15 protein-coding genes are annotated in these 14,236 nt (G+C 62.9%); 8 read left to right on the forward strand and 7 right to left on the reverse strand.

The window, feature by feature from the left end; translation table 11 throughout:
* Positions 1-111: 111 nt before the first annotated feature.
* Entirely contained in the window at positions 112-960 is an 849-nt protein-coding gene (locus Q8O96_RS07515) for a cache domain-containing protein (protein ID WP_305948617.1), read from the forward strand.
* A 32-nt stretch (positions 961-992) separates the two neighbouring features.
* Here the strand turns inward: Q8O96_RS07515 and Q8O96_RS07520 are convergent, their stop codons facing one another.
* Positions 993-2,510, reverse strand: a complete 1,518-nt coding sequence (locus Q8O96_RS07520) for an MDR family MFS transporter (protein WP_305948618.1) — start codon at positions 2,508-2,510, stop codon at positions 993-995.
* A gap of 402 nt (positions 2,511-2,912) precedes the next feature.
* Here Q8O96_RS07520 and Q8O96_RS07525 point away from each other — a divergent pair, with 402 nt between their 5' ends.
* Complete coding sequence (locus tag Q8O96_RS07525; RefSeq protein WP_115580775.1) at positions 2,913-3,827, forward strand: helix-turn-helix domain-containing protein; 915 nt, start codon at positions 2,913-2,915, stop codon at positions 3,825-3,827.
* Here the strand turns inward: Q8O96_RS07525 and Q8O96_RS07530 are convergent.
* Both Q8O96_RS07530 and Q8O96_RS07535 read right to left on the reverse strand, forming a co-directional pair.
* A complete protein-coding gene (locus tag Q8O96_RS07530; protein ID WP_162884084.1) occupies positions 3,820-3,996 on the reverse strand; it encodes a hypothetical protein in 177 nt (58 codons plus the stop codon). The genes Q8O96_RS07525 and Q8O96_RS07530 overlap by 8 nt on opposite strands.
* A gap of 125 nt (positions 3,997-4,121) precedes the next feature.
* Complete coding sequence (locus Q8O96_RS07535; protein ID WP_102860515.1) at positions 4,122-5,027, reverse strand: LysR family transcriptional regulator; 906 nt, start codon at positions 5,025-5,027, stop codon at positions 4,122-4,124.
* Positions 5,028-5,141: 114 nt separating this feature from the next.
* On the opposite strand from Q8O96_RS07535, the gene Q8O96_RS07540 reads away from it, so the two are divergent.
* Positions 5,142-6,026 (forward strand): MBL fold metallo-hydrolase, encoded by an 885-nt coding sequence (locus Q8O96_RS07540; protein ID WP_102880719.1) that lies wholly within the window; start codon positions 5,142-5,144, stop codon positions 6,024-6,026.
* A 69-nt stretch (positions 6,027-6,095) separates the two neighbouring features.
* Positions 6,096-6,710: an NAD(P)-dependent oxidoreductase gene (locus Q8O96_RS07545; RefSeq protein ID WP_305948619.1), complete on the forward strand. Its 615-nt coding sequence runs from the start codon at positions 6,096-6,098 to the stop codon at positions 6,708-6,710.
* Positions 6,711-6,826: 116 nt separating this feature from the next.
* Here the strand turns inward: Q8O96_RS07545 and Q8O96_RS07550 are convergent, their stop codons facing one another.
* Positions 6,827-7,708, reverse strand: a complete 882-nt coding sequence (locus tag Q8O96_RS07550; RefSeq protein ID WP_102860996.1) for a LysR substrate-binding domain-containing protein — start codon at positions 7,706-7,708, stop codon at positions 6,827-6,829.
* A gap of 153 nt (positions 7,709-7,861) precedes the next feature.
* On the opposite strand from Q8O96_RS07550, the gene Q8O96_RS07555 reads away from it, so the two are divergent.
* A complete protein-coding gene (locus tag Q8O96_RS07555) occupies positions 7,862-9,499 on the forward strand; it encodes a 5-guanidino-2-oxopentanoate decarboxylase (protein ID WP_305948620.1) in 1,638 nt (545 codons plus the stop codon).
* Positions 9,496-10,944 carry an aldehyde dehydrogenase family protein gene (locus tag Q8O96_RS07560; protein WP_305948621.1) on the forward strand — a complete coding sequence of 483 codons (1,449 nt, stop codon included), beginning with the start codon at positions 9,496-9,498 and terminating at the stop codon, positions 10,942-10,944. Before Q8O96_RS07555 ends, Q8O96_RS07560 begins: the two co-directional genes overlap by 4 nt.
* A 25-nt stretch (positions 10,945-10,969) precedes the next feature.
* On the opposite strand, the gene Q8O96_RS07565 is transcribed toward Q8O96_RS07560, so the two are convergent.
* The gene (locus tag Q8O96_RS07565; protein WP_102860520.1) at positions 10,970-11,899 is read right to left on the reverse strand and encodes an AraC family transcriptional regulator; all 930 of its coding nucleotides are present in this window, start codon (positions 11,897-11,899) and stop codon (positions 10,970-10,972) included.
* 328 nt (positions 11,900-12,227) lie between these two features.
* On the opposite strand from Q8O96_RS07565, the gene Q8O96_RS07570 reads away from it, so the two are divergent.
* Positions 12,228-12,593: a putative quinol monooxygenase gene (locus Q8O96_RS07570; RefSeq protein WP_060844457.1), complete on the forward strand. Its 366-nt coding sequence runs from the start codon at positions 12,228-12,230 to the stop codon at positions 12,591-12,593.
* Between the two features lie 9 nt (positions 12,594-12,602).
* The gene (locus Q8O96_RS07575) at positions 12,603-12,875 is read left to right on the forward strand and encodes a hypothetical protein (RefSeq protein WP_060840761.1); all 273 of its coding nucleotides are present in this window, start codon (positions 12,603-12,605) and stop codon (positions 12,873-12,875) included.
* Positions 12,876-12,884: 9 nt separating this feature from the next.
* Here the strand turns inward: Q8O96_RS07575 and Q8O96_RS07580 are convergent, their stop codons facing one another.
* Both Q8O96_RS07580 and Q8O96_RS07585 read right to left on the reverse strand, forming a co-directional pair.
* The gene (locus tag Q8O96_RS07580; RefSeq protein WP_115580773.1) at positions 12,885-13,514 is read right to left on the reverse strand and encodes a flavin reductase family protein; all 630 of its coding nucleotides are present in this window, start codon (positions 13,512-13,514) and stop codon (positions 12,885-12,887) included.
* A gap of 165 nt (positions 13,515-13,679) precedes the next feature.
* Positions 13,680-14,015 (reverse strand): heme utilization protein, encoded by a 336-nt coding sequence (locus Q8O96_RS07585; protein WP_305948622.1) that lies wholly within the window; start codon positions 14,013-14,015, stop codon positions 13,680-13,682.
* Positions 14,016-14,236 lie beyond the last annotated feature (221 nt).

Genomic DNA, 14,236 nt, shown 5'->3' on the forward strand with positions numbered 1-14,236 from the left:
CCTCCCCGCGCACGGCGTGGGAGGGCTGTTCGGCCAAAGTGTGCTGAATGTTCACCCATATTGTGCAGCCGTCTACGCTCTTCAAACGTCATCAGGAACGAGGAGCGAGCGATGAGGCTGTTGCAGAAAAATACCTGGCTGGGATGGTTGTTATTGCTGTGCATGGGTTCGTTGCATGCGGCGGTACCGGCGGCCGATGACGGTGTGGCGGCCCGGGCGCTGCTGGAAAAAGCCCTGCGCTATTACCACGACCAGGGTGACAAGGCGTTTGCGGCCTTCAGCCGCCAGGGTGAGTTTGTCGACCGTGATCGTTATGTGTTCGTGGTGGACACCCGGGGCGTGATGCTGGCCAGCGGCGGTCCTTCGTCGGCATTGATTGGCCGAGATGTTTCCGAAGTCCTGGGGCCGGATCTGCGCAAGGCGTTCAAGGACGCCCTGAAGATTCCCGAGGCCAATGGCATCCAGCAAGCCGAATACCGCTGGCAGAACTGGGCCGACGGCAAGATCGAACGCAAGCATGTGTACTTCCAGCGTATCGGCGAACGCATCCTGGCGGTGGGGTATTACCTGCCTCGGGCCTCGGCCGAGCAGGCCAAGGCGCTGCTGGATCGAGCGGCCTCGGCCTTGGGCGGCGATCAGCCGGGTACGCTCAAAGCCATCAATGACTTGCGTGGCGGGTTTCTCGAAGACGATCTGTATGTGTTCGTGGTGGACCTCGACAGCCACCGCTATCTGGCCCATGGCACCAACCTGCGCCTGCTCAATACCGATTTTGGCAAGATCAAGGACCCAGAGGGCAAGCCGGTTGGGGAGCCGATCCTGGCGCTCATGGCAGGCCAGGATCAGGGGGAATACGAGTACCGCTGGAAGAACCCGGTGACGGGCAAGGTCGAGGACAAGCATGCCTACTTGCGCAAGGTCGGAAAGCTGCTGGTTGCCGTGGGGTACTACAGCCCTTGAATCCTGAGCGCTGGCCCCTGCCAGCATCAGGATCAATGCGCCTTGTCTTCACGGCCCCGTAACAGGCGATTGGGCATGGCAATCGCCGCCGCCAGCCCCAGCAGGGAAACCGCGGCACTGACCAGCAGCAGGTGCTGGAAGGTCAGCAGCAACTCGTTGCGCAATGCGTCGCGCGCGGGGCCAGGCGCGGCGTTCAGGCCTTGCAGCAAGGCATTGCCGGAATGCCCCTCGCTCATCAGCCCTGTGCCACTCAGATGCGCCAGGCTGGAATCCTGCAACAAGGCCAGCAGCAAGGCCGACATCAGCGCCACCCCCACCGCGCCGCCCAGGGCGCGAAACAGGTTGGTGGTGCTGGTGGCGACACCGATATCCCGTTGCTCCACCGAGTTCTGGGTGCCCACCAGGGAGGTAGGGAACTGCATGCCGCCGGCGATCCCGCAGAGCAACATGAACAGGCTGCTCAGCAGGACCTCCTGGGGCGGCACCAGGGCTATGCCGAGAATCGACACCGGCATCAATAGCGCGCCGCCCAGGATCATCGGCTTGTAGCGTCCGGTCACCGAGGTCAGGCGTCCGGCGCAATAAGCGCCCATGGGCAGGCCCATGGCCAAGGGCAGCAGGTGCAGGGCGGCACTGTCAGCCCCGGCCCCGGTGATGCTTTGGAAACGCAAGGGCATCAGCACGATCAGCGAGATGGCCTGGAAACTGGTGAAGAAAATCGTGCACCAGCACAGCAGCGCATTGCGATTGGCAAACAGGTGCATCGGCAGCAGGGGCTCCCGGGCCCGACGCTCATGCCAGACGAACAGGGCCAGGACGATGCAGCCGATAGCCAGCAGGTCGAGCACTTCGGCGCTGCGCCAGGAGTGGCCCTGGCCCACTTGGGTGATGCCCAGCAGCAGGGCGCTCAGGCCGATGATCAGCAACACAGTGCCGAGGTAGTCGATGATCGGCTTGCGCTGGGGCACCGGCAGCCCTACCAGGGTGCGGTGTGCCACCCACCAGGCACCCAGTCCCAGGGGCAGGTTGACCAGGAATACCCAGCGCCACGACAGAAACTCGGTCATGTAGCCGCCCAGCACCGGGCCGGCGACACTGGCCACCGCGTACATGCTGCTGAAGTAGCCCTGATAGCGGCCGCGCTCCCTGGGCGGGACTATGTCGCCGATGATGGCCTGGCTCACCGAGATCATGCCGCCGGCGCCGATGCCCTGAAAGATCCGCGCCAGCACCAGTTGTTCCATGTTCTGCGCCAGGCCGCAGAACAGCGAGGCCAGGGTGAACAATCCCATGCCGAACAGCATCAGCCGACGCCGGCCATACAGATCGCCGAGCTTGCCGTAGATCGGCACTGCCACGGTCATCGCCACCATGTAGCCGGAGATGACCCAGGCCAGCAGGCTGACATCCTTGAACTGAGCGGAAATGGCCGGCATGGAGACCGCGACGATGGTCTGGTCCAGGGCGCCGAGAAAGATCGCCAGCATCAGGGCGATCAGCACGCTGCGGATGGCCGGTTTGGGCGGGCCAGGCTGTTGGAGGTGAGTCACGAAAAAACCTGCAGGCAGTGATTGATCCGTAGCGGCAAGGCTGGCGGGAATGGGCGTCAGTGTACTCGATAGGGTGCTATCGGATAGCGCTACAAGGAAGAGCACGGCGTTTTTTCATGAAGGTTTTCAAGGGGGGAGGTTGTGCCAAAGCGCCTTGGATTCACCGCTCTCGAAAAGCTTTGTGGCACTTGGTGTTGATGTGTAATGGGACGCATTCTGTATAGTGTGCGCTCGGTGCCGGCTCCCTGAATCCTGGCTGTACGAGTGTTTATTTGTGTTGCCGGTGCTTGCGTTTTTCCTGGCTGAACCCGTCAATGGGTCGATGAAATCTGGCGGTTACCTGAGCTTTTTTTCAGCGGTGCAATTCTCCCCCCCTGTTACTCTGAGGCCTGGACTGTAGTGATGAACAAGCCTGCCCTTGCTGCCATTCCCGTGTTCAAACTCTATGGCGAAAGCCTGGAGTGGCCCACCCCGGATTTGCTCCATTGCGAGTCCATCAGTCAACGCAGCCGTGAGCACCAGTGGGAAATAAAACCCCATCGGCATGCCGACCTCGGCCAATTGCTGTTTGTCTTCCGAGGGCAGGCCGAACTGGAGGTCGAAGGCCTGCGGACTTTGTTGAACGAACCGATGATCCAGGTGTTGCCGCCGTTATCGGTCCATGGCTTTCGATTTTCCGAGGATGTCGAAGGTTATGTCGTGACTCTGGCGGCGCCGCTGTTGAGCCATTTGCAAGCTCAGTTGGGGCGTTCGGAAAATACCCTGGCCACGTCTTGCAGCTACCCGGCCCGGGAGGATGCGCAGTACCTGAACGGTTTGTTCAGTGCCTTGCAGAATGAGTATCAAGGGCAGCAGCCGGCTCGGGAAATGCTCATGCACGCCCTGGTGAGCATGATTGTGGTCTGGATTGGTCGTCAGGCACTGCAGCGCAGCAGTTCCAGTCAGCGTCCCCAGCGGGCCCGGGAATATTTCAACGGTTTTATCCAGTTGGTGGAGGCCCACTACCGCGAGCATGTGAAGGTCGAGGACCTGGCTCACAAGCTGGGCATCTCCGTATCGCACCTCAACGGCACCTGCCGCGAGCTGGCCGGGCAACCGGCGCTGCAGATCATGCACGAGCGTCAACTGCTGGAGGCCAAGCGCCTGCTGACCTACACCGGGATGACCATCTACGAGATTTCCGATGACCTGGGCTTTTCCGATCCCACCAATTTCACCCGGCTGTTCCGACGCCGCGAGGGGATTTCGCCCAAGGTGTTCCGCGACCGGCTCAAGGCCGATCAGGCGGGGGAGCCTGGGGCGTTGCCGCTCACCTGAGGGCGTTCAAGGTGGCGTTGTGGGGAATGCAGCGTTCCAGGTTGCAACTGGCGTAGTTGCGCTGTTGCATGCGGGCCTGCTCGACGCGATAAGCGGCGGTACCGTATAGCGCCAGTGTCATGGTGCAGGTCATGAAGATGGCCAGGTACCTTCTTGTCTTGACGTTCATGGCAACGACCTCTGAACCAATACCCCGTGTTTTCAGGGGCACTGATATCAGCATAGGTCAGTTGCGGGGGCTTGCCAGGCCGCTGCCCAGCCTGTTTGGCGAGGTATTGAACCGCTGGATCGTGCCTACAGCCCCACATCCCAGAGCGGTTCCTGGGGAAACCTGAGCACCAGGAAATCCAGCATGCTGCGCAAGGTCGCCGGCATGTGCTTGCGCGAGGCGTAGACCGCATACATGTTCATCGTGCGGGGTTCGGCATGGGGCAGCAGGCGCACCAGTTCTCCCCGCTTGATGTACTCCCCGGCCTGGTAGCTGGGCAGCATGGCGATGCCGGCGCCGGCCACTGTGGTGCGCAGCAGGGTACTGGCTTCGTTGGCGCTGATATTGCCCTGTACCGGTACTGACACCTGCTCGCCGTCTTGTTCGAAATGCCACAAGCTTTTGCCGAAGTAGGAGTGGGTCAGGCAGTTGTGCTGGCTCAAGTCCTCCACCCGTTGTGGCGCCGGGTGCTCCTGGAGGTAGATCGGTGAGGCGCAGATCACCGAGCGACAGACGGTCAGGCGTCGGGCGATCAGGTTCGGGTCCAGGTCGTTGCTGGTGCGGATCGCCAAATCGATACGCTCATCCACCAGGTTCACCGTGCGATCGAGCATCTGCAGATCGATGCTCACACCGGGGTAACGCTTGACGTAGTCGGCCATCGCCTCCGCCAGTTGTGACTGGCCGAAGGAGGTGCTGACGCTGATGCGCAGCAGCCCGCGGGGCGCATCGTCAGGCTCGCCCACCGCAGCCTGCATATCGTTGGACAGCTCCAGCATCTGCCGACAGCGGGGCAGGATCTCGCCGCCGGCCGCGGTCAGGCTGAGCTTGCGCGTGGTGCGGTGCATCAACCGGGCACCGACCCAATCCTCCAACTCCGCCAGATAACGTGAAACCACCGGCCGTGAAAGGTCCAGGTGGTCGGCGGCGGCCGACTGGCTGCCCAGGTCCACAACGGTGACAAAGACCCGCATTGCTTGGAGACGATCCATGATTTGCCCGCTTTCAGAAACAAACTATGTTCAAGCATCGCATTTTTTGTAACGAGTCTGGCAACTAAGCTTTGTCCACTTCCAACCAAGCCAACAGATGCTGGAGCTGCCCTCATGATCGGATTCACCTCTCTTAAACGCCTGCTGCTGGCCACCGCCACCCTGGGTTTTGCCGCCCATGCCGCAGCCGCCGAGCCCAGCCTGAAGCTGGATGTCTACAACCCGGGGGCCAATGCCATCTTCCCGGTGACCTCGGTACTGGTCAGCGGCAAGAAGGACGCGATCCTGGTGGATGCCCAGTTCGGCAAATCCCAGGCCCAGCAACTGGTGGAAAAGATTCGTGCCAGTGGCAAGCACTTGACCACCATCTACATCAGCCACGGTGATCCGGACTACTACTTCGGCCTCGACACCCTGACCAAGGCTTTCCCTGATGCCAAGGTTGTTGCCTCACAACCCACAGTGGATCACATCAAGGCCACGGTGGATGGCAAGCTGGCGTTCTGGGGCCCGAAAATGGGCGCTGACGTTCCGGCCAAGACCATCGTGCCCGGCGTACTCAAGGGCCACAGCCTGACCCTGGAAGGGCAGAAGCTCGAAGTCATCGGCCTGGACGGCAAGCAACCGGATCGCAGCTTTGTCTGGATTCCGTCGATCAAGGCGGTGGTCGGTGGCGTGGTGGTCGCGGAAAACATCCACGTATGGATGGCCGATACCCAGACCCCGCAGTCTCACCAGGACTGGCTGAGCACCCTGAAGACCATTGAGGGCCTGAACCCCAAGACCGTGATTCCCGGGCACTTCCTCGGCGACAGCGCACGCTCCCTGGCCCCGGTGCACTTCACTGCGGACTACATCAAGGCCTTCGATGAAGAGACGGCCAAGGCCAAGGACTCCGCTGCGCTGATCGCGGCCATGAAAAAGCGTTACCCGGACCTGGGCGAAGACAGTTCCCTGGAACTGAGCGCCAAGGTCGCCAAGGGCGAAATGAAGTGGTGAAACCGGTTTGACCCGCTCCCTTCGGGGAGTGGACGCCTCTGTACTCTCTTAGCCAACTGGAGACATGTCATGAGCAAAATCGCAATCATTGGTGCCACCGGCCGTGCCGGTAGCCAACTGTTGGAAGAGGCCCTGCGTCGCGGTCACGGCGTCACCGCCATCGCCCGCAACACGGCGAAGATCGGCCAGCGTGCCGGCGTACTCACCCGCGCAGTGGATGTGGCCGACAGTGCTGCATTGCAGGCGGCGGTAGCCGGCCACGACGTGGTGATCAGTGCCGCGCATTTCTCCACCATCCCGGCCAATGCCATCATCGACCCGGTGAAAAAGGCCGGGGTCAAGCGTCTGCTGGTGGTGGGCGGTGCCGGTTCGCTGCTGCTGCCCGGTGGCGGCAAGGTCATCGACAGCCCCGGTTTCCCGGAGGAGTACAAGGCCGAGGCCAGCGCCGGTGGCGTGTACCTGGATACCTTGCGCAAGGAGCAGGATCTGGACTGGACGTTCCTCTCGCCATCGGCGGAGTTCGTTGAGGGTGAGCGCACCGGGCAGTTCCGCCTGGGCCAGGACGATCTGCTGGTCAATGCCCAGGGGCGCAGTTGGATCAGCTTCGCCGACTACGCCATCGCCATGCTCGATGAAGTGGAGAAGCCGGCCCACCGCCGCCAGCGCTTCACCGTCGGTTACTGATTAGCGGCCGATTGCCCCGGTAGCCGCCTGCCGTTGGCGGCTATCGGGGAGTTCCGATCAGTGTTGAAGGCCCTCGCGGGCCTTTTTGCTGTCTGCCGGCATCAGGGTTTTCTCATTCAGCGCTGTTTGGCCTGTTCCACCAGCCAGTCCAGCAGTTCCTGCAAGGCCGCCGCAGGCCCTGGGTGCTCCGGGTAGACCAGATAGTACGCCTGGCCCGTCGGGATCTTCAGTTCAAAAGGCATGACCAGCCGTCCGGCACTCAGGTCGTCGCCAATCAACGCCCAGTCGCCAATCGCCACGCCCGTTCCCTGGGACGCCACGGACATCGCCAGGTCCAGGGTCTCGAAATGCTGACCCTTGCCCAGGGTATTGAGTGGCGTGCCGGCGGCTTTCAACCAACTTTGCCAGTCCCGTTGATCGTGGGAGGGATGCAGCAGCAAGTGCTGTTGCAGGTCCGCCGGGTTCTTGAGGGGCACCGGGCCCTCCAGCAGCGGTCGCGAGCAGACCGGTGTCAGTTGTTCATTGAACAGGTGACGCGAACCCAGGGTCGGGGACGGCGGGGCTCCGTACATGACGGCGGCATCGAAGGGTTCGCGGCTGAAATCCACGCCGTGCTGAATGGTAGTGGTCAGTTGCACCGGTACATCCGGGCGCTCCCTCTGCCACTGCAGCAGCCGGGGCAGCAGCCAGCGCATCACACAGGTCGGAGCCTTGAGGCGCAGGTTGCGGCTCTGCCCACCGATGTCATCCACCGCGCCATTGATCAGTTCGAATACCTGCTGCACCCGCGGCAACCATTGCGCCCCTTCGTTAGTGAGGCTCAAGCCCCGGGCATGGCGCTGGAACAACGGATAACCCAGATGGCTTTCCAGGCCGGCAATTTGTCGGCTCACCGCTCCTTGGGTGATGTGCAACTGCTCGGCAGCGCGCGTGAAATTGCAGCACTGGGCGGTGACCAGAAAGGTGTGCAGCGCGGGCAGGGGAGGCAAGCGTTTCATGGGCAGCCAAGGCATGACGTGAGGACATGGCTAGTATGACTTTTTATCCATTGTTGCGGCTACAGCCTCACCGTTCCAATAGCCCTCCCGGCGTCTGCTGAGTTTTTCAGTCGGCAGTCAGTCGGGTTTTCCACCAATAAGAAGGGCGATGAGATGGCGACGTGCGGCGAAGTACTGGTCAAGTTACTTGAAGGTTATGGGGTTGAGCAGGTGTTCGGCATTCCCGGGGTGCATACCGTCGAGTTGTATCGCGGTCTGGCCCGCTCGCCCATCCAGCATGTCACCCCGCGCCATGAGCAAGGCGCCGGTTTCATGGCCGACGGCTACGCCCGCACCAGCGGCAAGCCCGGCGTGTGTTTCATCATCACCGGCCCCGGCATGACCAACATCACCACCGCCATGGGCCAGGCTTATGCGGACTCGATTCCCATGCTGGTGATCTCCAGCGTGCAGACCCGCAGCCAGCTGGGTGGCGGGCGCGGCAAGCTCCATGAGTTGCCGAACCAGAGTGCGCTGGCCAGCGGCGTGGCGGCGTTTTCCCATACCCTGATGAGCGCCGATGAATTGCCAGTGGTGCTGGCCCGGGCTTTCGCCCTGTTCCAGGCTGGACGTCCACGTCCGGTGCATATCGAGATTCCTCTCGATGTACTGGTTCAGGATGCCGATCATCTGCTGGCCAGCGAGCCGGTAACCGTTGCCCGTGCCGGTGCCGCCCCGGACGCTGTCGCCCGGATGAGTCAGCTGCTGGCGACGGCCAAGCGCCCGCTGATCCTGGCCGGTGGCGGCGCCATTGATGCGGCCGCTCCCCTGACCCGTCTGGCGGAACTGCTGCAGGCTCCGGTGGCCCTGACGATCAACGCCAAGGGCATGTTGCCGTCGGCCCACCCGCTGCTGATTGGCTCCACCCAGTCATTGGTGGCAACCCGTGCCCTGGTGGCCGAGGCCGATGTGGTGCTGGCCATCGGCACCGAACTGGCGGAAACCGATTACGACGTGACCTTTGCCGGTGGCTTTGAAATTCCCGGGGCCTTGCTGCGGATCGATATCGATGCCGATCAAACGGTGCGCAACTACCCACCGAAAGTGGCACTGGTGGCCGATGCCGGGAACGCAGCCCAAGCCCTGCTGGCAGAGCTGTCCCGGCACACCTTGAGCGAGCGCAGCAGCGACTGGGGCCAGGCCCGCGCCGCGGCCTTGCGCAGCGAACTCGAGAACCTGTGGGACACGCCGACCCGGGCCCAGACCCTGTTCCTGGAAACCGTGGTCCAGGAGTTGCCGGAGATCGTCCTGGTGGGCGATTCCACTCAGCCGGTGTACAGCGGCAACCTGACGTTCAATCCTGAGCAGTCGCGGCGCTGGTTCAACTCATCCACCGGCTACGGCACCCTGGGTTATGCCTTGCCGGCCGCCATCGGCGCCTGGCTCGGGGGCGCTTCCCAGTCCAGCTCGCGGCGGCCGGTGGCTTGCCTGATCGGCGACGGTGGCTTGCAGTTCACCCTGGCGGAACTGGCCTGCGCCGTGGAAGCACGCACGCCGATCATCGTCCTGCTGTGGAACAACCAGGGTTATGAAGAGATCAAGAAATACATGGTCAATCGGGCCATCGAGCCAGTAGGCGTCGACATCTACACCCCGGATTTCATTGCCGTGGCCAAGGGCCTCGGGTGCGCAGCCGAGCGCATCGACAGTGTCGAACAATTGCGTGCGGCCCTGCGCATGGCCGTTGATCGCCAGGGACCGACCTTGATTGAAGTTGATCAGAATCGCTGGACTCAAGGAGCACAGGCATGAGTTCGCCGCACCTGTTGAACGGTGTGTACATCGACGGCCAATGGTCGGCAGGCAGTGAGCACCTGCAGGTGATCAACCCGTCCACCGAGGCGCCCTTGGCCTGGGTGGCGGGCGCCGGACCGCAAGCCGTGGATCAGGCGCTGCAAGCCGCTACGGCGGGGCTTGCCCGCTGGGCACAAAGCAGTGGCGTCGAACGTGCCGCCGTGCTGCGCAAGATCGCTGCCGGTGTGGCCGAACGCCGGGAGCGGCTGATGCACCTGCAGTCGAGCAACAACGGCAAGCCGCAGTTCGAGGCGGCGATGGATGTGGACGATGTCATTGCCACCTTTGAGTATTACGCCGGGCTGGCCGAGGAGCTGGACGCGACCCAGGATGCGAATGTGCCGCTGCCCAGTGAGGGTTTCAGCGCGCGCCTGCGTCGTGAGCCCTGTGGCGTGGTCGGGCTGATCGTGCCGTGGAATTTCCCCATGGTCACCACGGCCTGGAAGTTGGCGCCAGCCCTGGCCGCCGGTTGCAGCGTGGTGCTCAAACCCTCGGAAGTCACCCCGCTGCCGGAGCTGGAGCTGGCGGCGATCATCGCCGAAAGCGGCTTGCCCAACGGGGTGTTCAACCTGGTCTGCGGGACGGGCCTGGCGGTCGGTGCGCCTTTGGCGGCGGACCCGCGAGTGGCGAAGATTTCCTTCACCGGCAGTAATGCGGTGGGCGTCCAGGTCATGCAGCGGGCGGCGGAAACCGTCAAGGGCGTGAGCCTGGAACTGGGGGGCAAGTCATCCTTGCTGGTGCTGGCGGATGCCGACCTTGACCTGGCGGTGGAGCTGGCCTGTGGCGGTGGCTTCTTCAATGCCGGGCAGATGTGCTCCGCCACCAGCCGGGTACTGGTCGCCGACGAGCTGGCCGATGAATTCCTCTTGCGGCTCAAGGCCCGGGCTGAAGGCATTCGGGTGGCCGACCCGTTCGACCCTGAGGTGGCCATGGGCGCCCTGGTGAACCAGGCGCAATACCACAGAGTGCTTGCGCACATCGATCGTGGTCTGAATGTCGGTGCCAAGCTGGTGTGTGGCGGCGGCCGCCCGGCCGGGCTGCAGCAGGGCTTTTTCATCCAGCCCACGGTGTTCACCGAGGTGCCGCTGGACAGTGCCCTGTGGCGTGACGAAATCTTTGGCCCGGTGCTCTGTGTGCGCAGTTTCAGCAGCGAGCAAGAGGCGATCGAACTGGCCAATGACAGCGAGTTCGGCCTGGTGGCCAGTGTGGTGGGGGCGGACGTGGACAATGCCGAGCGGGTGGCCAATGCCCTGCAGGCCGGCCTGGTGTGGATCAATGCACCCCAGGTGATCTTTCCCCAGACTGCCTGGGGCGGCTACAAGCAGAGCAGCATCGGCCGCGAGCTGGGCCCCTGGGGCTTGCAAGCCTTCCAGGAGCTCAAACACGTAATCCGCGCGCTGTAGCCGCCGGCTTGCCGGTGACCCCGGGTTACCCGCCAACCCGCAGGCGCGCCATGTCCCGCAAGGGCGGCGCGCCAAACAGTCGGCTGTACTCACGGCTGAACTGAGACGGGCTTTCATAGCCGACTCGATACCCCGCCGCCGAAGCTTCCAGACCTTCGGCCAGCATCAAGCGCCGGGCTTCCTGCAGACGCAGCTGTTTCTGGTACTGCAAGGGACTCATGGCGGTCATCGCCTTGAAGCGGTGGTGCAGGGTCGACACGCTCAGGTTCACTTCCCGGGCCAGGTCATCGATGCGCAACGGCTGCACGAAATTGCCGTTGAGCCACTTGATGGCCTGGTTGACCCGGTGCCCCTGGCTGTTGGCGGTGGCGATCTCGTACAGACGGTGGCCCTGGGGGCTGCGCAGCAGGCGATAGAGAATTTCCCGACGCACCAGCGGCGCGAGCATGGCGATGTCTTTCGGGGTGTCCAGCAGGCGGGTCAGGCGCAGCACGGCGTCCAGCATCGCCGGGTCCAGGCGCTCTACGTACAGGCCCCGTCCAGTGGGCCGGGCAGGCACCCCCAGCGGTCCGGCATCGGCGATCAGTGCATTGATTTCCCCGGGGTCGATGTCCAGGCGCAGGGCCAGGATCGGCTCTTGCGGCGAAACGATTGCCACCTTGCCGCTCAGTGGCACGGAAACCGACACCACCAGGTAATTCAGCGGGTCGTAGTTGTAGCTTTCATCGGCCAGGCGCACTTCCTTGCGGCCCTGGGCCATGATGCACAGCGCCGGTTGCGCCAGCACCGAGCCGAAGTGATGGGAGGTGCTGTGACGCGAGACGAACAGCGAGTCGATGGCGGTGGCGTAGCTGCCGTCTTCGGTGGTGTTGCGCGCGATGATCGCGGCCAGTTCCACGCGCTGGCGTTCCATCTCCGGAGCCAGGGGCGGCGGCAGGGTATCCAGTGATGACATGGGGCGCCTCGGGGTGTTTGCAGTCGGCACAGCTTAAGTTTGTGCAAGAGTCGCGGGTAGGCGAATCCTGCGTAAAACTTGCCTGATCCTGCTGCTTGCGCGCGGGATAGACAAGAGGCGCCGACGCCCGGGCGCGTCACTTGCTTGAAACGCCGCTGTAACGCTTTTGCCCCATGCCGCCGCCCAAGCGATGGAGAAAGCGGCTGGTCGCAGGATTGGGCAAATCAACGGCAGAAATCGACTAACGCGCGAAAGGGCCCGCCCCGTATCGTTGATCCTGTCGCAGCCCGTCCCCGGCTGCCTCGACAACACCCTGGGAGGGTTCCACATGTCCACGCATATTCCCGTCAGTCACATGGCCTTTGTCCGAGCCCGGGCAGGGCGTTCCAAGGAACTGGGTGCGCGCTTGAGCAGCCTGATCGAACCGTCGCGCCAGGCCAGCGGTTGCCTGCACTTCGCCCTGCAGCATTCGCAGTGCGATGCCGACCTGTGGCTGGTGTCCGGTTTCTGGAGCAGCCAGCAGGCGATGACCGCCTATTTCAGCTCGCCGGCCATGGCGATCTTTGCCGAGCTGGTGCAGGACCTGGTGGTCAACAGCCTGGATTTTCATACCTTCAGTACGGTGTCGGCGCTGCAAGCCCATGGCGAATACCCCCAACTGCAGCGTGCACCGCTGCACAAGCTGGCCAGTTGAAGGTTTAGAATGGCCGACTTTTCATTGGCCAGGACTTGCAACATGGCACGCAAAGAGTTTGCACATTACGAAGCCGTTTCCGCGGTGGTTCCGGGGGAGGGCGGATACAGCGCCGCCATCGCCGTCAAAGCCCTCGGAGCATCGGGCGCCCCGCGCTTTCACAAAGTCCTGGATGAGCAGAGGTTCAAGACTGCCCATGACGCCGACCAGGCTGCCGCACAACAACTCGAACAACTGGCCGACGTCGATCAGGACGGCGAATTGAGCTGGAAAGCCGACTGATTCGCCGCGCTACTTGACCGCCCCCGGGCGGTGCATCTTGAACAACGCTTCCGGCCCCAGTTGGAAGTAATCCGCCGGTCCGCCGCCGCGCAGAATCGGTTCTGCCGCGGCGGTGTCGTAGATCCCGTCCTTGAGCAGCCACTTGGCGATATGCACGGCGACCACCTCGCCGAGGATCAGCCAGCTCGGCACCCGCTCTTTGTCCGCCCGCTGCAATTGAATGATCTGGGTGACCTTGCACTCGAAGGACACCGGGCTCTCGGCGACCCGCGGCACACTGATGACCTTCGACGCCACGGGCGTCAGGCCGGCCAGGGCGAACTCGTCGACCTCGGGCGCAACCGCGGCGCAGCTCTGGTTCATCTGCTCGGCCAGTGGCCGGGTGGCCAGGTTCCAGGCGAATTCTCCGGTGGCCTCGATGTTGTTCAGGCTGTCTTTGCGCCCGACGCTGGAGAACCCAATGATCGGCGGAATGTAGTTGAAGGCATTGAAGAAGCTGTAAGGCGCCAGGTTCAGCCGGCCTTGTGCATCCTGGGAAGAGATCCAGCCGATGGGACGCGGGCCGACGATGGCATTGAACGGGTCATGGGGCAGACCGTGGCCCAGGGCGGGTTGGTAGAAGTGGATATCGTCGGACATGGCTCAAGGTTCCTGCTGTGGGGCGAGTGAAGGGCGCCATAGTGCAGTGCGCACGGCTCGAATTCCAGCGTTCCAAACCCCGGTTTAGGCCGCTGACGGGGGATGTTGGCGGAGCACAAAAGACTAAGCCCGGCCGAAGCCGGGCTGTGATGTCAGGTGAGTCGATCAGCTGATGGTGGCGGAACCGGTGCGATCGTAGCCGTCGGCCGCGAAGGTGGCGGAACCGGTGCGATCGTAGCCGTCTTCAGCGAGGGTGGCGGAACCGGTGCGATCGTAGCCATCGGCGGCGAAGGTGGCGGAACCGGTGCGATCGTAGCCGTCTTCAGCGAGGGTGGCGGAACCGGTGCGATCGTAGCCGTCGGCGGCGAAGGTGGCGGAACCGGTGCGGTCGTAGCCGTCGGCGGCGAGGGTGGCGGAACCGGTGCGGTCGTAACCGTCGGCAGCGAAGGTATTGGCAGCCAGTACCGACAGGGTCAGGGCGAGGATCAGTTTGGTTTTCATGGCGGTGTCTCCGGGTTCGTTGAGGTGTTTGCGTTGGGCTTGATGTGAATCCTACTCCGATAAAGTTGATTAAAAAGCGCAAATAAATGCTTATTAAAATCGAATTTATCGATGTGTATAGGGGTGTCACTCACCGCCGATCAGCGCATTCAGGCCTCATTACAGATACGCACCAAGTCGCAACTTGGATTCAGTAGCAGCCTAAGGAGCCGGCATTAACT

Origin of the sequence: Pseudomonas sp. LPH60, assembly GCF_030718165.1 — a bacterium.
In the GTDB taxonomy this organism is placed as follows: domain Bacteria; phylum Pseudomonadota; class Gammaproteobacteria; order Pseudomonadales; family Pseudomonadaceae; genus Aquipseudomonas; species Aquipseudomonas danubii.